The organism is Streptomyces sp. NPDC087215 (assembly GCF_044744885.1).
In the GTDB taxonomy this organism is placed as follows: domain Bacteria; phylum Actinomycetota; class Actinomycetes; order Streptomycetales; family Streptomycetaceae; genus Streptomyces.
In genome coordinates this window covers 126,846-149,332 of sequence record NZ_JBIUZD010000001.1, presented here as the reverse complement: position 1 = coordinate 149,332, position 22,487 = coordinate 126,846, and the positions used below count along the sequence as shown (strand labels likewise).

Annotated in this window: 23 protein-coding genes; 10 read left to right on the top strand and 13 right to left on the bottom strand. The window is 74.0% G+C overall.

Annotated features, from left to right (window positions below; genetic code table 11):
- Nucleotides 1-7: 7 nt before the first annotated feature.
- Together ACIO92_RS00605 and ACIO92_RS00600 are read left to right on the top strand one after the other, a co-directional pair.
- Complete coding sequence (locus ACIO92_RS00605; RefSeq protein WP_401236086.1) at nt 8-907, top strand: GNAT family N-acetyltransferase; 900 nt, start codon at nt 8-10, stop codon at nt 905-907.
- Nucleotides 904-1,803: a lysophospholipid acyltransferase family protein gene (locus tag ACIO92_RS00600; protein ID WP_402280614.1), complete on the top strand. Its 900-nt coding sequence runs from the start codon at nt 904-906 to the stop codon at nt 1,801-1,803. The genes ACIO92_RS00605 and ACIO92_RS00600 overlap by 4 nt, the downstream gene beginning before the upstream one ends.
- Here ACIO92_RS00600 and egtD read toward each other — a convergent pair.
- Genes egtD through egtA form a run of 4 tightly spaced genes read right to left on the bottom strand, consistent with a single transcriptional unit; the run spans nt 1,698 to nt 6,002 of the window.
- Entirely contained in the window at nt 1,698-2,663 is a 966-nt protein-coding gene (gene egtD / locus ACIO92_RS00595) for an L-histidine N(alpha)-methyltransferase (protein ID WP_366440841.1), read from the bottom strand. The two genes, ACIO92_RS00600 and egtD, sit on opposite strands and share 106 nt — an antisense overlap.
- Nucleotides 2,660-3,412 carry an ergothioneine biosynthesis protein EgtC gene (egtC, locus tag ACIO92_RS00590; RefSeq protein WP_402280616.1) on the bottom strand — a complete coding sequence of 251 codons (753 nt, stop codon included), beginning with the start codon at nt 3,410-3,412 and terminating at the stop codon, nt 2,660-2,662. The genes egtD and egtC overlap by 4 nt, the downstream gene beginning before the upstream one ends.
- Nucleotides 3,412-4,746 carry an ergothioneine biosynthesis protein EgtB gene (gene egtB, locus ACIO92_RS00585; protein ID WP_366440843.1) on the bottom strand — a complete coding sequence of 445 codons (1,335 nt, stop codon included), beginning with the start codon at nt 4,744-4,746 and terminating at the stop codon, nt 3,412-3,414. The genes egtC and egtB overlap by 1 nt, the downstream gene beginning before the upstream one ends.
- Nucleotides 4,743-6,002: an ergothioneine biosynthesis glutamate--cysteine ligase EgtA gene (egtA, locus tag ACIO92_RS00580; RefSeq protein ID WP_402280619.1), complete on the bottom strand. Its 1,260-nt coding sequence runs from the start codon at nt 6,000-6,002 to the stop codon at nt 4,743-4,745. The genes egtB and egtA overlap by 4 nt, the downstream gene beginning before the upstream one ends.
- Before the next feature lie 452 nt (nt 6,003-6,454).
- Between egtA and ACIO92_RS00575 the strand changes: the two genes are divergently transcribed.
- Entirely contained in the window at nt 6,455-7,285 is an 831-nt protein-coding gene (locus ACIO92_RS00575) for a TIGR02452 family protein (RefSeq protein ID WP_402280621.1), read from the top strand.
- Between the two features lie 77 nt (nt 7,286-7,362).
- Entirely contained in the window at nt 7,363-7,533 is a 171-nt protein-coding gene (locus tag ACIO92_RS00570; RefSeq protein WP_366440846.1) for a hypothetical protein, read from the top strand.
- Between the two features lie 202 nt (nt 7,534-7,735).
- Here the strand turns inward: ACIO92_RS00570 and ACIO92_RS00565 are convergent, their stop codons facing one another.
- From ACIO92_RS00565 to ACIO92_RS00550, 4 genes are all read right to left on the bottom strand, one after another.
- Complete coding sequence (locus ACIO92_RS00565; RefSeq protein ID WP_402280623.1) at nt 7,736-9,148, bottom strand: flotillin family protein; 1,413 nt, start codon at nt 9,146-9,148, stop codon at nt 7,736-7,738.
- An 84-nt stretch (nt 9,149-9,232) separates the two neighbouring features.
- Nucleotides 9,233-9,463 (bottom strand): hypothetical protein, encoded by a 231-nt coding sequence (locus tag ACIO92_RS00560; RefSeq protein ID WP_351784595.1) that lies wholly within the window; start codon nt 9,461-9,463, stop codon nt 9,233-9,235.
- A 14-nt stretch (nt 9,464-9,477) separates the two neighbouring features.
- Entirely contained in the window at nt 9,478-10,173 is a 696-nt protein-coding gene (locus tag ACIO92_RS00555) for an alpha/beta fold hydrolase (RefSeq protein WP_366440848.1), read from the bottom strand.
- A 40-nt stretch (nt 10,174-10,213) separates the two neighbouring features.
- A complete protein-coding gene (locus ACIO92_RS00550; protein ID WP_366440849.1) occupies nt 10,214-11,494 on the bottom strand; it encodes an MFS transporter in 1,281 nt (426 codons plus the stop codon).
- A 157-nt stretch (nt 11,495-11,651) separates the two neighbouring features.
- On the opposite strand from ACIO92_RS00550, the gene ACIO92_RS00545 reads away from it, so the two are divergent.
- From ACIO92_RS00545 to ACIO92_RS00535, 3 genes are all read left to right on the top strand, one after another.
- Nucleotides 11,652-12,686, top strand: a complete 1,035-nt coding sequence (locus ACIO92_RS00545; RefSeq protein WP_401236071.1) for a LacI family DNA-binding transcriptional regulator — start codon at nt 11,652-11,654, stop codon at nt 12,684-12,686.
- Nucleotides 12,687-12,703: 17 nt separating this feature from the next.
- Nucleotides 12,704-12,973, top strand: a complete 270-nt coding sequence (locus ACIO92_RS00540; protein ID WP_366440851.1) for a hypothetical protein — start codon at nt 12,704-12,706, stop codon at nt 12,971-12,973.
- 436 nt (nt 12,974-13,409) lie between these two features.
- Complete coding sequence (locus ACIO92_RS00535) at nt 13,410-14,597, top strand: thiolase family protein (RefSeq protein WP_402280627.1); 1,188 nt, start codon at nt 13,410-13,412, stop codon at nt 14,595-14,597.
- A gap of 170 nt (nt 14,598-14,767) precedes the next feature.
- On the opposite strand, the gene trxA is transcribed toward ACIO92_RS00535, so the two are convergent.
- Complete coding sequence (gene trxA / locus ACIO92_RS00530) at nt 14,768-15,133, bottom strand: thioredoxin (RefSeq protein WP_366440853.1); 366 nt, start codon at nt 15,131-15,133, stop codon at nt 14,768-14,770.
- Between the two features lie 113 nt (nt 15,134-15,246).
- Here trxA and ACIO92_RS00525 point away from each other — a divergent pair, with 113 nt between their 5' ends.
- Together ACIO92_RS00525 and ACIO92_RS00520 are read left to right on the top strand one after the other, a co-directional pair.
- Entirely contained in the window at nt 15,247-16,689 is a 1,443-nt protein-coding gene (locus ACIO92_RS00525; protein ID WP_402280629.1) for a dihydrolipoyl dehydrogenase family protein, read from the top strand.
- 288 nt (nt 16,690-16,977) lie between these two features.
- On the top strand, nt 16,978-17,724 hold the full coding sequence (locus ACIO92_RS00520; protein ID WP_401236066.1) for an SDR family NAD(P)-dependent oxidoreductase: 747 nt from the start codon (nt 16,978-16,980) through the stop codon (nt 17,722-17,724).
- A gap of 613 nt (nt 17,725-18,337) precedes the next feature.
- Here the strand turns inward: ACIO92_RS00520 and ACIO92_RS00515 are convergent.
- From ACIO92_RS00515 to ACIO92_RS00500, 4 genes are all read right to left on the bottom strand, one after another.
- Entirely contained in the window at nt 18,338-19,237 is a 900-nt protein-coding gene (locus tag ACIO92_RS00515; RefSeq protein ID WP_366440856.1) for a F510_1955 family glycosylhydrolase, read from the bottom strand.
- A gap of 128 nt (nt 19,238-19,365) precedes the next feature.
- A complete protein-coding gene (locus tag ACIO92_RS00510; RefSeq protein WP_401236064.1) occupies nt 19,366-20,028 on the bottom strand; it encodes a DUF305 domain-containing protein in 663 nt (220 codons plus the stop codon).
- Nucleotides 20,029-20,116: 88 nt separating this feature from the next.
- Nucleotides 20,117-20,698 carry a hypothetical protein gene (locus ACIO92_RS00505; protein ID WP_402280632.1) on the bottom strand — a complete coding sequence of 194 codons (582 nt, stop codon included), beginning with the start codon at nt 20,696-20,698 and terminating at the stop codon, nt 20,117-20,119.
- Between the two features lie 196 nt (nt 20,699-20,894).
- Nucleotides 20,895-21,242 carry a tetratricopeptide repeat protein gene (locus ACIO92_RS00500; RefSeq protein ID WP_351784555.1) on the bottom strand — a complete coding sequence of 116 codons (348 nt, stop codon included), beginning with the start codon at nt 21,240-21,242 and terminating at the stop codon, nt 20,895-20,897.
- Nucleotides 21,243-21,343: 101 nt separating this feature from the next.
- Between ACIO92_RS00500 and ACIO92_RS00495 the strand changes: the two genes are divergently transcribed.
- Entirely contained in the window at nt 21,344-22,309 is a 966-nt protein-coding gene (locus ACIO92_RS00495) for a pirin family protein (protein ID WP_401236060.1), read from the top strand.
- Nucleotides 22,310-22,487: the final 178 nt, after the last annotated feature.

Here is a 22,487-nt window from a genome sequence, read left to right as displayed (position 1 = left end):
TCCGACAATGGCCGCAACGCCCCCCACGCTCGCCGCCCCGAGCCCGCAGTCCGCCGCCCCGACCGAGCAGTCCGCCGCCCGGGGTCCGGGACCCGCCGCCCCGGAGCGCCCCGCCCCCGTCCCCGGCCGGCCGGGGACCACCGCCGGGCGGACGCGGACCGACGCCGGGCGGCCCGCGCCCGGGTACCTCGTCGGGCTCGCCCGGAACCAGGAGGACGTACGGGCCGCGCAGCGCCTGCGCCACCAGGTCTTCGCCGGGGAGCTCGGCGCCCGGATCGAGGGCCCCGAACCCGGTCTCGACACCGACGCCTTCGACGCGCACTGCGACCACCTGCTCGTCCGCGAGGAGACCACCGGCGAGGTCGTCGGCACCTACCGCATCCTGCCGCCCGACCGCGCCGCCGCCGTCGGGCGGCTCTACTCCGAGAGCGAGTTCGACCTCTCCCGGCTCGCACCGATCCGCCACGACCTGGTGGAGGTCGGCCGCTCCTGCGTCCACCCCGCCCACCGCGACGGCGCCGTCATCGCCCTCATCTGGGCCGGACTCGCCCGCTACATGACGACCACCGGCCACAACTGGCTCGCGGGCTGCTGCTCCCTCCCGCTCACCGACGGCGGCGCCCTCGCCGCCGCCACCTGGGACACCGTCAAGGCCAAGCACCTCGCCCCCGAGGAGCACCGGGTCACCCCGCACGAGCTGTGGAACCCCGAAGGCATCGCCCGCCCCGAGGGCCGCACCGCGCTCCCGCCGCTCCTGCGCGGCTACCTCCGCCTCGGCGCCCAGGTCTGCGGCGCCCCCGCGTACGACCCCGGCTTCGGCGTCGCCGACCTCTACGTCCTGCTCTCGCTGCGCCGCACCGACCCGCGCTACCTCCAGCACTTCCTGTCGCTCGTCCCGGCCCGGTGAACGGGTCCGCCGCTCCCTCGCCGTGGCTCCCCACGGCACCCTGCGTCCCCGGCCGCTGCACCGCCCACGAGCCCGTCCGCCCGCCCGGACCGCCCGGTGACCCGGCGGGCGTCCTCCGGGCCCTGGCCCGGCTCGTCGCGGGCCTCGGCACCGTAGCCCTCGGCCTCCTGTGCGCCCCGGCTGCCGGTCTGCTGCCGATCGCCGCCCGGCACGCCCTCGTCCGGCGCTGGACCCGGGCGGCGGTCCGCGCCTTCGGGGTCCGCGTCCGCCACGAGGGGGCGGACCCCGCCACCGGGCCGCTCCTGGTCGCCGCCAACCACGTCTCCTGGCTCGACATCCTCCTGGTCGCGACCGTGCTGCCCGGCCGTACGATCGCCAAGAAAGAAGTGCGCGGCTGGCCCGTCCTCGGCCTCCTGGCGGCCCTCGGCGGCACCCTCTTCCTCGACCGGGACCGGCTCAGGGCCCTGCCCGGCACCGTACGGACGGTGTCCGGGGTGCTCGCCGGAGGCGGCCGGGTGATCGTCTTCCCCGAGGGATCGACCTGGTGCGGCCGGGCCCGGGGACGCTTCCGGCCCGCCGTGTTCCAGGCCGTCCTGGACTCCCGCGCCGCCGTCCAGCCGGTGCGCGTGGAGTACGAGCCCACCGACTCCGCCGCCTACGTCGGGCCCGACCCGCTCGCCGCCTCGGTCCGGCGGATCGTCACCACCCGCCGCCTCACCGCCGTGGTCCGTCTCGGCGAGCCCCTGCCGGGCCCCCGGTACCCCGACCGCCGGGCCCTGGCGGCGGCGGCTCAGCGGGCGGTCGCGAGGGACAGCGCGAACCTGCCCCCGCTGTCCGTCCACCAGCGGTCCAGATCCAGCCCCGCGGCGGCCAGCTCCGTCCGCACGCCCGCCTGACGGAACTTCGCGGACACCTCCGTCCGCATCTCCTCGCCCGCCGCGAACGGCACCACGAGATCCAGCTCCGGGACCTTCACGGTGAGGGCGCGGCGGGCCCGCAGCCGCATCTCGATCCACTCCCGCTCCCGGTCCCACACGGCCACGTGGTCGAAGGCGTCCGGATCGAAGTCCGCGCCCAGCTCCCGGTCGATCACGGACAGCACGTTCTTGTTGAACGCCGCCGTCACCCCGGCCCGGTCGTCGTACGCGGCGACCAGCGTGGCCTCGTCCTTCACCAGGTCCGTACCGAGCAGGAGGGCGTCGCCCGGGGCGAGCATCGCCCGCACCGACCGCAGGAACGCCGCCCGCTCCCCGGGCAGCAGATTGCCGATGGTGCCGCCCAGGAACGCCACCAGCCGCGGCCCCGGCGTCCCCGGCAGCCCGAGACCCCGGGTGAAGTCGGCGACGAGCGCGTGCACCCGCAGCCCCGGCCGCTCGGCGAGCAGCGCCTCCGCCGCCCCCGTCAGCGCGGACTCGCTCACGTCCACGGGCACGTAGCTGTCGAGGCCCGGCAGCAGCGCGTCGATCAGGAAGCGGGTCTTCTCCGAAGAACCCGAGCCCAGCTCCACCAGGGTCCGCGCCCCGGTCACGGCCGCCACCTCCGGCGCCCGCTCCTTCAGGATCTCCCGCTCGGCCCGGGTCGGGTAGTACTCAGGCAGCCGGGTGATCTCCTCGAACAGCACGCTGCCCCGCGCGTCGTAGAACCACTTCGGCGGCAGCTCCTTGGGGGTGCGCGTCAGTCCGTGCAGGACGTCGGCGCGCAGATCGGCGCCCGCGGCGTCGGGGGCGAGGGTACGGGTCAGCTGGAACGGGCTCACTCGGACGGCTCCTTGAGCGGGGTGAGGGTGACGTCGTCGCGGGTCGCGGTCACGAGCGTGTGCCCGGGAACCGCCCGCCAGCGCGGATCGTCGTCGTAGGGTTCGGAGGCCACGACCGTCCGGCCGTGACCCGTCAGGTACCACAGGCTGTTCCCCCACGAGGTCGCGCTGATCCGCTCACCGTCGGTGAGGAGCAGGTTCAGCCCGGCGCCCGGCGCGGCGGCGGCCACCTCCCGCACCGTGTCGGCCAGCGCCCGGCCGGGCTCGTCCCCGGCCCGCAGCCGGTGCAGCACGAGCGCCCAGAGCAGCGCCGCGTCGGTACGGGCCTCCATCCGCAGCAGCTCGCCCGCCGACAGGGTCGCCGCGAGCGGCGCGAGCGCGTCGTACCAGTCCGCGACGGCGCCGTTGTGGCTGAACAGCCAGGGCCCGGCCGCGAACGGGGCCGCCGCCGCCTCCCCGTCGGCGCCCGGCAGGGTCGCCCCGCGGACCGCCGCGAGCAGCGCCCTGGAGCGCACCACCCGGGCCAGGTCGGCGAAGGACAGGTCCCCCCAGATCGGGGCCGCCCGCCGGTACCGCGCGGGCACCGGATCGCCCTCCGCGTACCAGCCCACCCCGAACCCGTCGGCGTTCACCACACCGCTGGTCTGCGCCCGGGGCTCCCAGGACTGCCGCAACAGCCCGTGCGGCGGCCTGACGAGCAGCTCCCCGAGTGCCACCGGTGTTCCCAGATAAGCGATATGACGACACATCAGACAGGCTCCGCGTCCCGTGCGGTCCGGAATCCGGCGAAGATCTGCCGCCGCACCGGCAGGTCCCAGTTACGGAAGGTGCCCCGGCAGGCGACCGGGTCCACCGCGAACGACCCCCCGCGCAGCACCTTGTGCCCGGGGCCGAAGAAGACTTCGGAGTACTCCTTGTACGGGAAGGCCCGGAAGCCCGGATACGGCAGGAAGTCGCTGGCCGTCCACTCCCACACGTCACCGATCAACTGCCGTACGCCGAGCGGCGACGCGCCCTCAGGCCAGCTCCCGGCGGGGGCGGGGCGCAGATGCCGCTGCCCCAGGTTGGCGTGGCCCGGACCCGGGTCCGCGTCCCCCCACGGATACCGCCGGGACCGCCCCGACACCGGGTCGTGCCGTGCCGCCTTCTCCCACTCGGCCTCGGTCGGCAGCCTGCGCCCCGCCCAGCGCGCGTAGGCGTCCGCCTCGTACCAGCTCACGTGCACCACCGGCTCCTCCTCGGGCACCTGCTCCGTCGTCCCGAACCGGCGGCGCAGCCACTGCCCGCCGTCGAGGTGCCAGAACAGCGGCGCCGCGATGCCGTGCTCCCGCACCTGCGCCCAGCCCTCGGGCCGCCACCAGCGCGGTTCCGTGTAGCCGCCGTCCGCCATGAACGCCAGATAGGCGCCGTTGGTGACCGGCGTGGTGTCCAGATGGAACGCCGCCACGAACCGGACGTGCGCCGGACGCTCGTTGTCCAGCGCCCACGGCTCCCCGGAGGTCCCCATCGTGAACGGGCCGCCGGGGACGAGGACTTCGGCGGGCAGCGGCCCGGAGCGCAGGTCGGGCGGCGGGAGATCGGGCAGTGCGGACGGCCCCTCCCGCAGTTGATGGGTGATCAGCATCGTCTCGTCGTGCTGCTGTTCGTGCTGTGCGATCATCCCGAAGGCGAACGCCCCGTCGAGCAGCGGCCGTCCCTCGAACCGCGCCCCGGCCAGTACGTCCAGGACCCGCGACCGCACGTCCGCCGCGTAGGACCTGGCCTCGCCGGGCGCGAGCAGTGGCAGCGAGGGGCGGGCGGAACGCGGATGCTCGAAGGCGTCGTACAGCGAGTCGATCTCGGGCCGCAGCGCCTCCCGGCCCGCCACGGCCCGCCACAGCCACTGCTCCTCCTGGTTGCCTATGTGTGCCAGGTCCCAGACCAGTGGAGACATCAACGGGGAGTGCTGGGCGGTCAGTTCACCGTCCTCGACACAGGACGTCAGCAGCGCCGTACGGTCCCGCGCGGAGCCCAGCGCGGCCAGCACCCGCCGCCGCAGGTCCTCGTGCCCGGCGGGCCCGGACCCGGTCTCCGTCGGCATCATGACGTCACCGCCTCGAACTCGTCGGCCGGGCAGCTCCCGGGGATCACGTACCGCTCGTGGAACGCGGCGACCGCCTCCCGCACCTCAGGACCCGCCCCTATCCGGGGCAGCGCCTCAAGGGCCGCAGCGAACACCTCCTGTGCCACCGCGTGCAGCTCCGGATCGGCCAGCCCCTCCCGGGCCGCCGCCAGCCAGAGCGGATTGCGCGGCGCGGGGCCGGGACCGGCCCGTTCGGCGAGCGGTCGCACCGCCCGGTGCACGGTCTCCGCCGCCTCGGGGTCGTCGAACACCGCCGTCGCCACCGCCACCGGCACCATCCAGCCGTCCGCGCCGGACTGCGCGTCGACCATCCGCAGTTCCAGATGGCCCCGGGGCCGTACCGGCGGGAAGAGCGTCGTGATGTGGTAGCGCAGATCGTCGGCGTCGGGGGGCCGGGGCCCGCCCGAACGCAGCCAGTCGCGGAAGGTCAGCCCCTCCGGCACCGCCCACGGCCCCTCGTCCGCCCGTACGCACATCACCGGGGTGTCCAGGACGTGGGCCGTCCACTCCTCGCGCGGCTCCTCGTCCGGTGCCGGGGCCAGTGCCCGCAACGGATCGAGATCGGTCCACAGCGCCTGGCGGGTGGACCGCCAGCCCGTCCGGCGGCCACCGTGCCGGGGCGAATTGGCGAAGGCCGCCACCAGCACGGGACCGAGCAGATGCGCCAGGCGCCACCTGCGGTGATAGCCGAGCGGCCCGGGGCCGGGCAGACCCGCGTCGAGACAGATCTGCACCGAGGCGGACTCGCACATCATCGCCCGGCCCGCCGGACCCGTCCGGTTCAGGGCCGCCTCCATCGCGTCGTAACGGGGCTCCTGGAGCACCCGTCCGCGGGGCGCGTGCCAGGGGTCCACCCCGTAGCCGTTGAGGGTGAGACCGAGCGGTCCGAGCGCCGACCGGACCGCCCGCAGATCGGCGGCGAGGGAGTCGAGGCACTCCATGAGCGAGCCGGCCGGGCGCGAGCTGAGCTCCAGCTGCCCGCCGGGTTCGAAGGTGAGCGCCGACACCAGCGGCAGCGACCGCACGGTGTCGAGGGCCGCCGCGAGACGCGGCGGCCGGACCGGGAGCCGGGGGTCGCGCAGATCGTGCACGAGCCACTCCAGCTCCGCCCCCACGGTGCGGGGCGGGCCGGTCTTGAAACAGATACATCGGAGCAGATCCTCCGCGTCCCCCTCGGTGAGAGGGGGACCGCCGAAGGGCGTGCCGCTGGACGGCATCCGAACACCTCCTGGTCATCGGGACGGGTCCCGGGGAGTTGCTGTCTCCACCTAAAGCCACCTCCGGACGGCGTGCAAGAGCGCCCCGCGCCCTCTGGACGCGCCCCCTGTGCCCCCACCCGTCCGAAACCGGCCCCCGCACCTTCCCGTCCCGGCCCTCCACCGCGACCCTCCCGCCCTCCAGCGCTCCGGTCCGGCCCCCGGCCGCCGCGCTCCGGTCCTCCGGCACCCCAGCGCGGCCCCCCCGCCGCTCCAGCGCGGCCCTCCGCCACCTCGGGGGAGGCTCCCCCCGCCGCCCTGGCCCCGTCCCCGTCCGCACCGGTTCGGCCCGTCCACCCCGGTCCCGTGGCCGTCCGACCAGGGTCCGAGCCCCGCCCCCGCCCGGCGCGGACGGCGCGGCACCCCCGGAAAACCCGTTGTCCCGCCCCGAAGGGAACGATCAAGCTGGGGACATGAGCGCACGACTGCGCGCCCTCGCGCGCCAGACCGAGGAGATCGTCGCCGCGGGCCACTACCGGGCCCCCGACGGCCGGACCGTCTCCCTCGTCGAGGACCTGGCGGCCGCACTGGCCGGAACCCGGCTCCACGGCCCCGGTCCCGTCCCCGTCACTCCGGACACCGACCGCACCCCCACCCTCGACGTCACCCCCGAGAGCAGCCTCGCCGCCGCCCGCAGGATGACCGCCGCCGACGCCGCCCGACCGGTCGCCGTCCTCAACTTCGCCTCCGCCCGCAATCCCGGCGGCGGCTACCTCAACGGTGCCCAGGCCCAGGAGGAGGCGCTCTGCCGCGCCTCCGCCCTCCACGCGACCCTGCTCCGCGCCCCCGCCTACTACGCCCACCACCGCGAGGACCGCGACGTCCTCTACACCGACCGGGTCATCCACTCGCCCCGCGTCCCGGTCTTCCGCGACGAGGGCGGTGCGCTCCTCGCCGCCCCCTTCACCGTCGGATTCCTCACCTCGCCCGCCCCCAACGCGGGTGTCGTCCGCGGCCGCACCCCCGAACGGGCCGCCCTGCTGCCCGCCGCCCTCGCCTCCCGCGCCGAGCGGGTCCTGGAGACCGCCGCCGCCAGCGGGTACCGGCGCCTCGTCCTCGGAGCCTGGGGCTGTGGCGTCTTCCGCAACGACCCCGAGCAGGTCGCGGGCGCCTTCCGGGCCCTGCTCACCGGGGAAGGACGGTTCGCGGGTCACTTCGAGGAGATCGTCTTCGCCGTCCTGGACCGCGCCCGGGACACGCCGACCCTCGCCGCCTTCACCCGGGTCCTCGTCGCACCCGCCTGACATGCGGCCCCGATGCCCCCGTGCCAGGCTGAAGGGATACGGACCACTGTCCGAAACCCGTCACGGGAGGCACGATCGTGGGCAGGAAACAGACCCGTACGAACAAGGGAGCGCGCACCGGCGGCCACGAGCACCGGAGCGACGCCACGGCGAAGGAACAGTCCGCCGCGGTCCCCAAGACCGAGACCACCATGCCCCTCGTGGAGCACGCGTCCCACCGCAAGGAACGCAAGTTCGGCCACAACTGAGCCGGACCGGGCGAAGGCCGGGGCGGCCCCGGAGCGACCTGGCACCTACCGGGCCGCCAGGAGACCGGGCCACCGACACGGGACGCGGGGAAGCGGAAGGGCCACGGGCCCGGTGCCGTCTCGGCACCGGGCCCGTCCCCGTTACGCGTACCCTCCTTCCCCGTACGCGTACCCCTTCCGGGTCCCCGTACGGGCGTCCTCGCTACTTCGCGTCGCCGACGGTGATCTCCACGCTCTCCGTCGTCACCGGGCCCACCGGGGGCGTCGCCCCCGGCCGGTCCTGGGAGCCCGGGTTCATCGTGGCGAGCAGTTGACGGGCCAGACCGAGACCGGTCCCGCCCATGGTCAGCGCCTTGGTGAAGACGTCCGCCATGCCGTCGGCGCCGTTCAGGAGCACCATCTGGTCCACGTTCCCGAATGCGGACGCGCCCGCCGAGACGATCTCCGGCCACTTCTCGGCCAGTTGCTGCGCGACCACCGCCTCCTGGTTCTCCGCGAGCGCCGCCGCCCGCGCCTTGATCGCCTCGGCCTCCGCCAGGCCCTTCGCCCGGGTCGCCTCCGCGACCGCGAGCCCCTTGGCGTGCTGCGCCGCCGCCTCGGCCTCACCCGTGAGCCGCGTCGCCGTGGCCTTCGCCGCGCTCGCCAGCTCGGTCTCCTTCGCCTCGGCCTCGGCCGCCGAGATCCGGGCGTCACGCTCGGCGGCGGCCAGCGTCCGGGTCTCGTACGCCATGGCGTCGGCCGGTTTGCGCACCTCCGCCTGGAGCTGCTGTTCCTTGCGGAGGCCCTCCAGTTCGGCGACCCGGGTCTCCTGGACGACGACCTCCTGGCGGGAGGCGGCGTCGGCCAGCGGTCCGGCCTGCCGGGCCCGCGCGGACGCCTGGTCCCGCTCCGCCTGGTAGCCCGCCTGGAGGATCTCGCTGTCGCGGGTGGCCTCCGACATCCGGGCGGCGGCCTGCTGTTCGGCCTCGGTGGCCCGCCGGTTCGCCTCCGCCTGCGCGATGCGCGCGTCCCGCTGGACGGCGGCCGCGTGCGGCGCGGCGAGGTTCTTGATGTATCCGGTCGGGTCCTCGATCTCGTGGATCTGGAGGGAGTCGACGATCAGACCGAGCTTCTCCATCTCCGTGCCACAGGCCGACCTGGCCTGTCCGGTCAGTTTCTCCCGGTCACGGATCATGTCCTCGACGGTCAACCCGCCGACGATGGCCCGGAGATGACCGGCGAAGACGATGTGCACCCGCTCCGACATGAGCTTCTGCTGATCGAGGAAGCGGCGGGCGGCGTTGGCGATCGACACGAAGTCGTCACCGACCTTGAAGATGACCACCCCGCGGACCTTCAGCGGAATGCCCTGGTGGGTGACGCACTCCACGGACAGCTGGGTCTCGTTGAGGTCGAGCGAGAGTTTGCGCACCGCCTGCACGCCGGGCGTGACGAGGGTGCCGCGACCGGTCACGATGCGGAACCCCATGCCCGCGCCGAGACCTTCGTTCTTGTGGTTGGAACCGGAGATGATCAGCGCCTCGTTGGGTTCCGCGACGCGCCACATCATCTTGAACACGACGACGAGGACGGCGAAGGCGCCGACGACGGCGCCCGCCAGGATGCCGATGTTCATGGGCAGGGTCCCCCTTCACCGGATCCGGTGCGGACCCGGTGAAAGGGAGTGTGCGCCCGTGCCGGGCGTCGCTCAACGGTCCGGTCAACTGTCGTACGCGGCTGTGACATAGACGGTGCGTGGAGGGAGATGTTCCATGACCGTCACGACCGTGCCGACCTCGATCCGTTCCTTCGGCGCGGCCGGATGGGCGAGGAAGTGCTCGGCGCCGCCCCTGATCCGGACGATCACCTCGCCCACGAGGCCGGGTCCGACGGTGCCGGTCACCCGGCCGAGCAGCCCCACCATCGAGGAGTCCATCGACGCGTCGTCCATGACCGAACGGTACGTCAGATCCACTCGTCCAGCGCGGACATGAACCCTTCGAAGTCGTCCCGGTGGATGCTGTGGCCCGCCTTCTCCACCGTACGGACGGTGAAGCCGCGTTCCGCCAGCATCCGGGCGTCGTCGGGCGAGATCAACATGCTCGGGTCGGCGAGGGTGACCAGTGAGGGCACGGTCGGCGCCTCCGGCCACAGATCGGCCCCCACGAACGGGTTCAGACCGTGGGCGGACCGCTCGTCCCAGAGCCGTACCGAGGCCATCTCGGTGTCGAGGTCCTCGTCGCTCCAGTGCGGGTTGAACACCCTGATCTGCTCCCGGGTCATCGACTTGCCCAGGACGAAGAGTTCGGCCCGGTAGGCGCGCAGGTGCCAGGCGGGGTCGGAGTAGACCGCGCGGGCCGGGCGCAGCCGGTCGAGGGCACCGGCCAGGACGAGTCCGCCCAGCGAGTGGCCGACGGCCAGCTCCGCCCCCGCCGGGAGGGTCTCGACGAGGTCGTCGGCGTAGTCCGACGGCCGGTACTCCTCCGGGCCCGCGGCCCGCGCGCTGGCCCCGTGCCCCCGCAGGTCGACCGCTATCACCCGGTAGCCGCGCGCGGCGAGCGCGGGCCCGACCCGCCGCCAGGTGCGGTGGTCGGCCATGATGCCGTGGACGAGCAGGGCGATCCGGTCCCCGGATCCCCACGTGGTGGTGTGCAGGCGCACGGTGCCGCCTTTCTGACGGAGGCGCGTGCGCCGACGCGGGTCAGCGCACGCTGCGGATGGGGCGCACGGCGAGTGCGCCGAGCACCGACAGTACGGCGGCGACCAGGAAGAGCGCCGTGTACCCGCCACTGAGCGAGACGACGAGGGAGGCGACGAACGGGGCCACGATCTGCGGCCCCGCGTTGGCGACGTTGAGCACGCCCATGTCCCGCGCCGCGTCCTCCGCCTTGGGCAGGACCATGGTCACGAGGGCGGTGTCGACGGCCATGTAGCAGCCGAAGCCGAGTCCGTTGACGACGGAGAAGGCGAGCATCGCGGTCCAGCTCGACGAGACGGCCGGCACGAGCAGGGCGACGGCGGCCAGCGCGGCGGAGGCGCCCACGAAGAGCTTGCGCCGGTCGAACCGGTCGGAGAGCCAGCCGCCGAGCACGGTGGACACCATCATGGCGACGGAGCCGACCGGCATCAGGATCGCCACCGCCTCCTCGGCGCTGAGCCCGGCGGGCAGCACGGTGTGGTCCTTGAGGATGTACAGCTGGAATCCGGCCACCGAGAAGTAGCCGAGGACCAGCAGGGCGCGGCCGATGAAGGCCCAGCGGAAGTCGTGGTGCCGGAGCGCGTCGCCGAAGGCCGCGATCTGGGCGCGGACCGGCACCGGCGCCCTGGCGGGCATCCTGCGCTCGGGGGCGCAGGCGGTGAAGAGGACGGCGGTGACGGCGACGATCGCGCCGAACACGAGGTAGCCGGTGCGGTACTGCTCGGAGAAGGCGGCGCCGACGAGGGCGCCGACGGTGGAACCGAGGGGGAGGCCGAGACCGACGGCGGCCGACGCCCTGCCCCGGGCGGCCGTCGGCACCCGGTCGGGCACCACGGAGGTCAGGGCCGCCTGGTAGACGTTCATGACGGCCTGGCCGAGGCACCAGACGATGGTGACGAGCAGGATCGAGTGGACGCCGCCGAGGAGCAGCATCACCGGCAGGACGAGCAGACCGCCCGCGAGGATCCACGGGTTGCGTCGCCCCGAGCGGTCGGAGAGGGCGCCCGCGACCGGGTTGAAGACGGTGGCGAAGATGGCGGAGATGCCGGACACCAGTCCGAAGTTGGCCACTTTCCCGGCGGGGTCGATGTCCTCGATCTGGAGGGCGAGGAGCATACCGGGGACGCCGATGTACAGGGCGTACATGGCGGTGTTCCCGGCGAGGAGCAGGGACAGCAGACCACGGGTGGGACGGCCGGGCGCGGGCGAGCCCGTGCCGTCGGCGGTGGGCTGTGCCGGGTCGGCCGCGCCGGTGGTGCCGGGGCCGGGGGAGGAAAGGGCCACGGTGCCCTCCTGGGGGAGATCGCCCGACGAAGGGGCGAGAAACGGATCGAGACGAGAGGATTACACGTGTCAGTGACACGTGTGAGCAGTGTTTAGCACTCAAATCCGGCCATCCGCCAGACCCTGAGCCGGATTGTTCTGGAAAGATGCCGGAGCGATGAGCCAGCCAACCGAACAGTCCCCCGAACGCCCCGCCGGGCGATCGGTCCCGACCAGCGCCGACGTCGCCCGCCTCGCGGGCGTCTCCCGGGCCACCGTCTCGTACGTCCTGAACAACACCTCGGCCGTCCGCATCAGCGAACCGACCCGGCGCCGGGTGCGCGAGGCGGCCGAGGAACTGGGGTACGTCCCGCACGCCGCCGCCCGCAGCCTGCGCGCGGGCCACAGCCGGATGGTGCTGCTGCCCGCCGCGCACGTCCCGGTCGGCCCCCTCTACAGCCGCTTCCTCGACGACTTCCAGGGGGCCCTGCGCCGCCTCGACTACACCGTGGTCCAGTACGGCAGCGTCGGCCTCGAAGCCGAGGAGGCCGCCCGCGCCTGGGCCGAACTCCGCCCGGTCGCCGTCGTCTCGCTCGGCGAGATCCAGCTCACCGCCCAGGGCGTCGAGATCCTGAAGCGCTCCGGCGCCAAGGCCGTGATCACCCTCGGCACCCGCAGCGTCGAAGGGGCCCACGCCCTCGTCATGGACCAGGGCCGGATCGGCGAGGCGGCCACCGCCCACCTCCTGGCGGGCGGCAGGCGCCGGATCGGCGTGGTCGTACCGGAGGAACCGGGGCTCGCGATGTTCGCGGGACCCCGCCTCGACGGCGCGCGCCGCGCGGCCGAGGGCACCGGCGCCACCGTCGTACCCCTGCCCCTGCGGTACGAGGAGGAGCCGGCCGCCGAACTCGCCGGGCGCTGGCGCGCACTCGGCCTCGACGGCGTCTTCACCTACAACGACGAGTACGCGATGCTCCTGATGCGGGCGCTCCAGGACGCGGGCGTCGACGTGCCCGGCGACACCGCCGTCATCGGCGCCGACGACCTCCTCCTCGGGCGGCTGCTGCGCCCCCGGCTCAGCACCGTGCGCATCGACATGGTGCTCGGCCGGGAACTGGCGGAGCTGGTCGACCGGGCCGTACGGGAGCCGGAGGCGGCGCCCCGCACCCACTCCCTGATGGAGTCGCGGGTCGTCCGGCGCGAGTCCGGCTGAGCGCTTAGCGTCGGAGCATGAGCACTGTTCCGAAGCGGTTCGAGATCCTGCTGGTGCCCTCGCACGTCGAGGACCGGGGCGGCGCGTCGGTGACCGACAGCGCCGTCCGCACGGCCGTCGTCGAGGCCACCGGGCGGTACGGCGAGTCGGGCTATCCCCTCTACGAGGGGCACGGCGTACGGGCCGACGTCGACCCGGCGACGCGGACCGTCGAGGCGCTCCTCGTCGACGGACGCGAACTGGACTACGGGCTGACGGCGCTGGCGCGGCCGGTGGCGGGGGACTGAGGGCGGCGGTCGCCGGGCACGGGCCCGCGCCTCCCGGTCGTACGGCGGTCGTGGGGGACCGTCCGAAGGAAGACGGAGAACAGGAGGGCGACGCGGGCCCGTCCGTGCCCAGGGACCGTGGAGGACCGGACGGGGACCGGACAGGGACCGGCCGAGGACCGGCCGAGAGCCGCTGCCGACGGCATCGACGGCATCGACGGCTTCGACGGCTTCGTCAGGTGCCGCCGAATGCGGGCGGTCGGGCGCCCGGCGAGGGCCCTCCCGCCCTGCCCCGCGAGGCCGCCGTCCGTCCGTTCGGTCGGTTGTCCCGAAAGGGGGCGTTGACAGGGAAGACCCGGGGGCAGAGACTCTGCGCGCGGTCCGGCGAGAAATCATCTCGTCGGACGAAAAGATCGGGCGAACAGAGCCGTTCCGCAGGTCACGTGGGAGAGAACCGATGAGCATCCGCGACGTCTACATCGTCGACGCCGTCCGCACCCCGATCGGGAAGTTCGGCGGCGCCCTCGCCCCCGTCCGCCCCGACGACCTCGCGGCGCACGTCCTGCGGGCACTGGTCGACCGCTCACCCGCGCTCGACCCGGCCCGCGTCGACGACGTCTACTTCGGCGACGCCAACGGTGCGGGCGAGGACAACCGGGACGTCGCGCGGATGGCGGTCCTCCTCGCCGGGCTCCCCGTCACCGTCCCCGGCGTCACCGTCAACCGGCTCTGCGGCTCCGGCCTCGAAGCGGTCGTCCAGGCGGCCCGCGCCATCGCCCTCGGCGACGCCTCGGTGGTCGTCGCGGGCGGCGTCGAGTCGATGTCCCGCGCCCCCTGGGTGCTGCAGAAACCCGAGCGGGCCTACCTGGCGGGCCCCCAGCAGCTCCACTCGACGACCCTCGGCTGGCGCATGACCAACCCGCGTATGCCCGCCGAGTGGACCGTCGCGCTCGGCGAGGGCGCGGAGCTGATCGCCGACCGCCACGGCCTCGGCCGCGAACAGCAGGACGCCTTCGCCCTCGCCAGCCACCGCAAGGCCGCCGACGCCTGGGCGAAGGGGCTGTACGACGACGAGGTCGTGCCCTTCCCGGGAGCGGACCTCAGCCGCGACGAATGCGTCCGCGACAACACCTCCCTGGAGGCACTCGCCAAGCTCAAGCCCGCCTTCCGCCCCGAGGGCGGCACCGTCACGGCGGGCAACTCCTCACCCCTCAACGACGGCGCGGCGGCCCTGCTCCTCGTCGACGAGGAGGGCCTGCGCGAGACCGGCCGCGAGCCCCTCGCCCGGATCCGCGCCTCCGCCGTCACCGGCATCGAGCCGCAGCTCTTCGGCCTCGGCCCGGTCGAGGCGGTCCGGCGGGCCTTGGGCAAGGCCGGACGGTCCTTCGCGGACCTGCGGACCTTCGAACTCAACGAGGCCTTCGCCGCCCAGGCCCTCGGCTGCCTCGCCGAATGGCCGGAACTCGACCCGGAGATCGTCAACCCGCGCGGCGGCGCGATCGCCCTCGGCCACCCGCTCGGCGCCTCCGGCGCGCGGCTCGCCGGATCGGTGGCGCACCAGCTCGCGGCGGCCGGTTCCGGCACCGGACTCGCGGCCCTCTGCATCGGCGTCGGCCAGGGCCTCGCCCTGGTCCTGGAACGCTGACCCGCCCGCGAGCCCCTGCCCGGTCGCGCCCGGAACCCCCTCCGCTGCCCGCCCGCGAGAGCCGAGGGCGGCTCACGCACGGCGAGGGGGCGGCGGCCCCGTGCGGGCGGGGCGGCGGGCATGACACGAGGGGGGTACGGGAGAAGCTCCCGTACCCCCCTCGCGGTGGATCACTTGCTCTGGGCCTCCGCCACGGACTTCCGGACCTCGTCCATGTCCAGCTTCCGCGCCTGCCCGATGACGTCCTCCAGAGCGGCCTCCGGCAGGGCGCCCGGCTGGGCGAAGACCGCCACGTTGTCCCGGACGATCATCAGGGTCGGGATCGAACGGATCTCGAAGGCGCTGGCCAGCTCCTGCTGCGCCTCCGTGTCCACCTTGGCGAACACCAGGTCCTGGTGACGCTCCGACGCCGCTTCGAAGATCGGACCGAACTGACGGCAGGGACCGCACCACGAAGCCCAGAAGTCGATCAGGACGAAGCCGTTTCCGCTCACGACCTCGTCGAAGTTGTCCTTGGTGAGCTCTACGGTGCTCATGTTTCCTGCCTTTCGGGAGCTCCTGGCGGTGTCCTCACGGTCCCCTGGGGACTCGACCGGCACAACGGTGTATCGAGCCGCGCTATTCCGGCCCCTGCCGCAGACTGTCTGCCATGACGCGAATGGTCGAAGCAGCGGACGAGTACACGTACGACGTAGTGGTCCTGGGCGCCGGCCCGGTGGGGGAGAACGTCGTGGACCGGGTGGCGGCGGCCGGGCTGAGCGCCGCGATCGTCGAGAGCGAGCTGATCGGCGGCGAGTGCTCCTACTGGGCCTGTATGCCCAGCAAGGCGCTCCTGCGGCCCGCCCTCGCCCGTTCCGACGCCCGAGCGGTCGCGGGACTGAGCGGAGCGGTGGGGCCGCTGGACGTCCCCGAGGTCCTCGCCCACCGGGACGAGGTCGTCGGGCACTGGAAGGACGACGGCCAGCTGGACTGGCTGGACTCCGTCGGGGTACGAGTCTTCCGGGGCCACGGCCGTCTCCTCGGCCCCTGCCGGGTCGAGGTCGCCGGGCCCGAGGGGGAGCGGCGGGTCCTGGTCGCCCGGCACGCGGTCGCCGTCTGCACCGGCAGCCGCGCCCTCCTCCCGGAGCTGCCCGGTCTCTCCGGGGCCCGGCCCTGGACCAGCCGTGAGGCGACCAGCGCCGACCGGGTCCCCGGGCGCCTGGTCGTGGTCGGCGGAGGAGTGGTGGGCGTGGAGATGGCCACCGCCTGGCAGGCCCTCGGCGCCGAGGTGACGATGCTCGTACGGGGCGACGGGCTGCTGCCCCGGATGGAACCCTTCGTCGGCGAGCGGGTCGCCGAGGCGCTCACGGCGCGAGGCGCCGACATCCGTACCGGCACCTCGGTCACCGCCGTCGTCCGCGACGGGGGTACGGGACCGGTCACCGTGGTCCTGGAAGGAGGCGACCACGTCGAGGGCGACGAGGTGCTCTTCGCCACCGGACGGGCCCCGCGCACCGAGGACATCGGCCTGGACCGGGTCGGCCTCGCCCCGGGGGCCTGGCTCGACGTCGACGACACCCTCCGGGTCACCGGCACCGACTGGCTCTACGCGGTCGGGGACGTCAACCGCCGCGCGCTCCTGACCCACCAGGGCAAGTACCAGGCCCGGATCGCCGGTGCCGTGATCGCCGCCCGCGCCCGGGGCGCCGCGCCGGACGACACGGCCTGGGGCCCGCACACGGCGACCGCCGACCACGGTGCCGTCCCCCAGGTGGTGTTCAGCGACCCGGAGGCGGGCGCCGTCGGCCTGTCGCTCGCCGAGGCCGAGCGGGCCGGGTACCGGGCGCGGGCCGTGGACGTCGACATGCGGCAGGTCGCGGGGGCGGGGCTGTACGCCCAGGGCTACCGGGGCCGGGCGCGGATGGTCGTCGACCTGGACCGGGAGGTGCTGCTCGGCGTCACCTTCGTCGGCCCCGCGGTCGGCGAGCTGGTCCACTCGGCGACCGTGGCGGTCGTCGGCGAGGTCCCGATCGCCCGCCTGTGGCACGCGGTCCCCTCGTACCCGACCCTGAGCGAGGTGTGGCTCCGGCTCCTGGAGGCTTTCAGGGGCTAAGACCTGCCCCGTAAGCGCTGTTCACAGTGGGACGATCTTGCGGTTTCTGGTGCGATCGTGGCGCCGGGGCCGTCCTGGACAGCCCCGTCCAGTGGGCTGAGTCCGCGTTCCTTCGCCCAGTCGGTGGCCGTGCTGCGCCGTGAAGGTGCGGATCCGGTCCGCGAGCCACGCCCACCCGCGCAACCCGTCGTGACACCGGGCACTCGGGGCGGGGATCGACGCGGAAGCCGTCTGGGTAAAGTGGTTGCCCGAGTCGATCATTCATATGAGCAGATCAGAGGACCGGGCATGGCGGAACAGGGAGAGCTGCAGCGGCAGCGGGTGACCGTGGTCACCGGCGGCAGCCGGGGCATCGGAGCGGCGATCTGTCTGCGGCTGGCGGCCGAGGGGCACGACGTCGCCATCGGTTACCGGTCGGACGCCAAGGCGGCCCAGGGCGTGGCCGAAGGGGTGCGCGCGCTGGGCCGGGCGGCCGTCGCGGTCGCGGTCGACACCGCCGACGCGGCGGACGTGGACCGGCTGTTCGACACCGCCGCCGCGCATCTGGGCCCGGTCACCGGACTGGTGAACAACGCCGGGGTGAGCGGGCCGGTCGGACCACTGGCCGACGCCGACCCGGAGGGGATGCGGCAGGCCCTGGAGGTCAACATCCTGGGTTACCTGCTGTGCGCCCGCCGGGCCATCGGCGACATGACCGCGGGCGGGGCGATCGTGAACATCTCCTCCGCCGCCGCGACCCTCGGCAGTCCCGGCACCTACGTCCACTACGCGGCGGCGAAGGCCGCCGTGGACGCCATGACCGTCGGGCTGTCCAAGGAGGTGGCTGCCGACGGCATCCGGGTCAACTGCGTCGCCCCCGGCACGATCTGGACCGATTTCCACGCCGACCCGCAGCGGCCCGCCAAGGTCGCGGAGATCGTCCCGATGGGCCGTGCCGGCAAGCCCGAGGAAATCGCCGGAGCGGTCGCCTGGCTGCTCTCGGACGACGCCTCCTACGCCACCGGCACGGTGATGAGGATCGCCGGCGGGATGTGAGCACGGGCGGTTCCGCCGCCTCGGGGCCAGGATCAACGCCATGGCGCCCGGCGGCGGGTGGCGACGAGCGTGCGGTACGTATTCAGTTGTGATCAAGGAGTCGGCCCCATGAGGTCCGCCCCGGATCGTCGAGGCGGGGGAGGTGGGACCCGGCCGGGTAGCTCCCCGGGGTCTTGTCGTAGCGCGTGGCGATGCCTCGCCACGCCTTCCCCCTGTTGACCGCACGCTCGACCGCGTTCCGTTCCAGGCGGTGGTGCTCGTACGCGCCGCGCATCACGTGCACCACAGCACAACGGCGACGGCCGCCAGAGCGATGTCGACCACTGGCCGCACGTGCCGGCACCGCGAGCCGGGAGACGACGTCGACGCCGGACACCCGGACTGCTGAGTCCCGCCATCCTCCGCCCAGTTCGGTCAGCGACAGCGGCCCCTTGTGCGTGGGCCCGGCCGATGGCGCCGGTGACGAGAACGCTTCCGGTCCCACTGTCCGGCTCGTGCGCCACGACGCGCCATGGAATCGAGTGAGGTGAGAGACCTTCACCGCCGGGTCGTGCCGGAGGCCGGTCGGCGGGGGGACGCCGTGCGCGGTGACGGCGTCCCCCCGTCGGTCCCGTCAGTGTCCCGCGTTGCCCGAGGTCACGGTCACGCGCCGGGTGAAGGTGCGGCCCGCGTCCCGGGACTCGTACACCCCGTCCTGGGTGGCGACGAGCAGCCGCCGGGCGTCCACGACGGTCAGTGCCTGCGGGGCGCCGCCGGGGACGGCCGACACCCGGGTCCAGCCGGTGCCGCCGCCGGACCCCCGGTACAGGACGCCGTCGGGATCGACCGCGAACAGGGCGTCGGGCGCCGCCCAGTCCACGTACGCCACGACCCGGTCCGCCGCGGGGGCGAAGGTCCGGCCGCCGTCCGTGCTGCGGACGACACCGGTCTCGGTGGTGGCGAGCACGGTGCCGGGCGCGGCGGGGGAGACGGCGATGTCGAGGGCGCGCAGTGCGGCCCGGTCGTCCCAGGTGACGCCGTCGGCGCTGACCCGCAGGAGGCCGTTCGCGCTGTCGTACCCGTAGACGGTGGCGTCGGACGCGGTGTCCAGGGCGTGGAAGTCGACCTTCCCGGCGAGCGACCTGGTCCGCCAGGTGAGTCCGGCGTCGGTGGACGCGACGAGCCCGAGGTCGGCGGGGCCACCGGTGCCGGGTGCCGGGTGGCCGCTGGCGAGGAAGGTGCCGTCCGGGGCGATCGTGAAGCCCATGAAGTCGTCCCGGCGGTCGCCGACCGGGGTGGGACGTCCGGCGGCGTCGGGGGTGTGGACGCCCTGGTGGGTGGCGACGTAGAGGGTGTCGCCCCGGACGCCGAGCCCGTGGATGTGGCTGAGGGCCGTCCCGGAGCCGGACGTGTTTCCGGTCTGTTCGCCGTCGGACGACGTGCAGGCGGTGAGGGTCAGGGCGAGCGCGGTGGCGGCCAGCGCGGCGGCACCCCGCAGGCCACGGGCCGGGAGGGCGGAGAAATGCTTCGTCATGGTTCTTTCGCCTGGTGAGCGGAGGGCCGGGGCGTGGGCGCGGCGACGCGGCGGCCCGCCCCGGAAGGGGGACGGGCCGCCGTCCCGCGCGGGCGCGCGGCGGCCGGGGAGTGGAGGGACGGAGCCGCTCAGAGCCGGTCGAGGATCTTCCGCAGGGCGGAGATCTCGTCGGACTGGGTGCGTACGACGTCGTCGGCGAGGGCCTTCGCCGTGGCGTTGGAGCCGTTCTTCTGCTCTTCCTTCGCCATCTCCACCGCGCCGTCGTGGTGGGCGATCATCAGCTCCGCGAACTTGCGGTCGAAGGCCTTGCCCTTGACGGCGGCCAGGTCCTTCATGTCCTTCTCGGACATCATTCCGGACATGGAGTGACCGCCGGAGCCGTGCCCGGCGGACTCGGGCTTGTTCCAGCCCTTCAGCCAGGCCTTCATCTTCTGGATCTCCGGGTCCTGGGCCTTCTCGATCGCGGCGACCAGCGACTTGACCTCGGAGTCCTCGGCCCGCCCGTCGGCGAGCTCCGCCATCTCCAGGGCCTGCTCGTGGTGGGGGATCATCATCTGCGCGAACATCACGTCCGCGTCGTTGAAGGGGCCGGGGGCGGCGGCGTCCGTGGCCGCGCCGGAGGGCGTCCCGGTGGAAGCGGAGGCCGAGGCGGATGCGGAGGCCGACGTGCTGCTGTGGTCCGTACCGCTCATGCCGTCGTCCGTGCCGCAGGCGGCGAGCAGGAGCCCGGTCGCGGTGACGGCGCCGACGAGGGCGAGCTTCCGGGCGGTGCGCTGGGTGAAGGTACGCATGGTGAGACCTCGTGTGCTGTTCGTACGCGGAAGGAAAGGTGGCCGAGACGTTCACGGGCAGCGCGAGGCGCCCGCGGTGGCGTACGGCCTAGATCCGCAGGACGGACAGTCGGGTGAGGTCGGGGGGCCGGGGCGGGGGCGCGTGCGGCCCGAGTGCGGGGACGAGCCGCACGAGGAGGAGGGTGAGCCAGTCGGGGTGGCGCCCCAGGGCGGCGCGGACGAGGCAGGAGAGCAGCCATCCGGCGAGGACGGCCACGCAGAGGGTGGTCATGTCCATTCCGGACCCCGGCTCGTGCCGGGCGTCGGACCCACCGCCGTGGTGGGAGCCACCGGGGGCGGCGGCGGAGTCGGCGACCATGATCGCGGAGACACCGGAGACACCGGAGACACCGGAGACACCGGAGACACCGGAGACACCGGAGACACCGGAGACACCGGAGACACCGACGGTGACCGCTTTTGAGGAGCCGTGGGACCCGGCTCCGGAGGCTTCGGAGGCCCCGGAGGAGACGGCCCCGGCACTGCTCGTCGGGTCGCCGCCGGACCCCTCGGGGTGACCGACGGTATGCATCAGGAACACCCCGAGCGCGAGCACGACGACGAGCAGAAGGTGCGCCAGCGCACCCTCCGTCCGCAGCCCGCGTCCCACCCGGTGTGCACGCACGGTCATGAACCTCCCGCGCCGAATATACCGTGAGGGGGTATCAAGGCGATGTGAGGCCCCGCCGGGCGGGGAGGCGGTGCGCGGCCGTGGTGGTGGCCGTGGACGTGGTCGTACGGGCCGGGGCGCGTACGACAGGTGTGCGCCCCGGGTCCCGTGGCGGGGACCCGGGGCGCACCTGGCGGGGCCGGGGTGGTGTGCCGGCTCAGACGTCCGGCGTCTCGCCCGCCATCGCGGCGGCCAGCCGCAGGTGCGGTGTGGCCTCGTCCTGGCGGCCCTGGCGCTCCAGGGTGCGGCCGAGCATCAGCCGGGCGTACTGCTCGACCGGGTCGCGCTCCAGGACGGCGAGCAGCTCGGTCTCGGCCCGGGAGAGCTGGGCGGAGTGGTAGTAGGCACGGGCGAGCAGGAGCCGCTGGGCCGTCTGCTCCGGGTGCTCGGCGACGAGGCCCCGCAAGATGCGGACGGCGGTTCCGTACTCCTTCGCGTCGAAGAAGAACCGGGCCCGGTCCCAGCGCTCTCCGGCCGTTCCGAACTCGTAGTACGTGTCGCTCACTTGCTTTCCTTTCCAGCGGCCCGGATCTGCCACGCTGTGTGGCGGTCGACCAGGTCAACAAGCCTGGATGGTTGAACATTCCACTAGATGGGTCGAGTGCCATGAGCAATCTTGATCGTCAGGCCGCCCTGACCGTGTGCGGCGGGCGCGGGTTCGTCGTCGCCGAGCCGGTGCGGGAACTCCTCAGCCCGCGCCGGGTCCGCCTCGGAGAGTCGACCGAGGTCCGCCGCCTGCTCCCCAATCTGGGCCGGAGGATGGTGGGCGCCTGGGCGTTCGTCGACCACTACGGCCCCGACGACATCGCCGAGGAGCCGGGTATGCGGGTCCCGCCCCATCCCCACATGGGTCTCCAGACCGTCAGCTGGCTCCACGAGGGCGAGGTCCTGCACCGCGACTCCACCGGCAGCCTCCAGACCGTCCGCCCGCGCGAACTGGGCCTCATGACCTCCGGCCGTGCGATCTCCCACTCCGAGGAGAGCCCCCGCCCGCACGCCCGTTTCCTGCACGGCGCCCAGCTCTGGGTCGCCCTCCCCGACGCGCACCGGCACGTCGAACCGCACTTCCAGCACCATGCCGAGCTGCCCCGGGTCACCGCCCCCGGCCTCACCGCCACCGTGATCCTCGGCGCCCTCGACGGGGCCGCCTCGCCCGGCACCACGTACAGCCCGCTCGTCGGCGCCGACCTCGCGCTGGCCTCGGGCACGGAGACGAGCCTCCCGCTGGACCCCGACTTCGAGTACGCGGTCCTCGCCATGTCCGGCGAGGCCCATGTCGACGGCGTCCCCGTCCTGCCCGGCTCCATGCTCTACCTCGGCTGCGGCCGTACGGAGCTGCCGCTGCGCGCCGACTCGGACGCGGGCCTGATGCTCCTCGGTGGCGAGCCCTTCGAGGAGGAGATCGTCATGTGGTGGAACTTCGTCGGCCGGTCCGGTGACGAGATCGCGCAGGCGCGGAACGACTGGGAGAAGGGTTCGCGGTTCGGTGAGGTGCACGGCTACGACGGCCCCCGGCTGTCCGCGCCGGAGCTGCCCGCGACCCCGCTGAAGCCACGCGGACGAGTGCGCTGACCCGGGGGAACGCTCGGCCGGACCGGCCGGGCCCCTGCTGGTGGCCGCCATGCCGGGTCCCGGTCCGCTGTCCGTCCCGCGTCCGGGGCCGGGGGTCGGGGCGGGGTGTCTGCTGGGCTCGGGGGAGCGTGCGTAAGCCCGTCTTCGGGTAGGTGGGGCAAGGCTCGACCGGAGAGGC

Bases quoted from the DNA above. Each gene is read 5' to 3' on its own strand.
- ACIO92_RS00605 (WP_401236086.1), top strand. From the start codon at position 8: ATGGCCGCAACGCCCCCCACGCTCGCCGCCCCGAGCCCGCAGTCCGCC.
- egtC (WP_402280616.1), bottom strand. From the start codon at position 3,412: ATGTGTCGTCATATCGCTTATCTGGGAACACCGGTGGCACTCGGGGAG.
- egtB (WP_366440843.1), bottom strand. From the start codon at position 4,746: ATGATGCCGACGGAGACCGGGTCCGGGCCCGCCGGGCACGAGGACCTG.
- egtA (WP_402280619.1), bottom strand. From the start codon at position 6,002: ATGCCGTCCAGCGGCACGCCCTTCGGCGGTCCCCCTCTCACCGAGGGG.
- ACIO92_RS00575 (WP_402280621.1), top strand. From the start codon at position 6,455: ATGAGCGCACGACTGCGCGCCCTCGCGCGCCAGACCGAGGAGATCGTC.
- ACIO92_RS00565 (WP_402280623.1), bottom strand. From the start codon at position 9,148: ATGAACATCGGCATCCTGGCGGGCGCCGTCGTCGGCGCCTTCGCCGTC.
- ACIO92_RS00560 (WP_351784595.1), bottom strand. From the start codon at position 9,463: ATGGACGACGCGTCGATGGACTCCTCGATGGTGGGGCTGCTCGGCCGG.
- ACIO92_RS00545 (WP_401236071.1), top strand. From the start codon at position 11,652: ATGAGCCAGCCAACCGAACAGTCCCCCGAACGCCCCGCCGGGCGATCG.
- ACIO92_RS00540 (WP_366440851.1), top strand. From the start codon at position 12,704: ATGAGCACTGTTCCGAAGCGGTTCGAGATCCTGCTGGTGCCCTCGCAC.
- ACIO92_RS00535 (WP_402280627.1), top strand. From the start codon at position 13,410: ATGAGCATCCGCGACGTCTACATCGTCGACGCCGTCCGCACCCCGATC.
- trxA (WP_366440853.1), bottom strand. From the start codon at position 15,133: ATGAGCACCGTAGAGCTCACCAAGGACAACTTCGACGAGGTCGTGAGC.
- ACIO92_RS00525 (WP_402280629.1), top strand. From the start codon at position 15,247: ATGACGCGAATGGTCGAAGCAGCGGACGAGTACACGTACGACGTAGTG.
- ACIO92_RS00520 (WP_401236066.1), top strand. From the start codon at position 16,978: ATGGCGGAACAGGGAGAGCTGCAGCGGCAGCGGGTGACCGTGGTCACC.
- ACIO92_RS00515 (WP_366440856.1), bottom strand. From the start codon at position 19,237: ATGACGAAGCATTTCTCCGCCCTCCCGGCCCGTGGCCTGCGGGGTGCC.
- ACIO92_RS00510 (WP_401236064.1), bottom strand. From the start codon at position 20,028: ATGCGTACCTTCACCCAGCGCACCGCCCGGAAGCTCGCCCTCGTCGGC.
- ACIO92_RS00505 (WP_402280632.1), bottom strand. From the start codon at position 20,698: ATGACCGTGCGTGCACACCGGGTGGGACGCGGGCTGCGGACGGAGGGT.
- ACIO92_RS00495 (WP_401236060.1), top strand. From the start codon at position 21,344: ATGAGCAATCTTGATCGTCAGGCCGCCCTGACCGTGTGCGGCGGGCGC.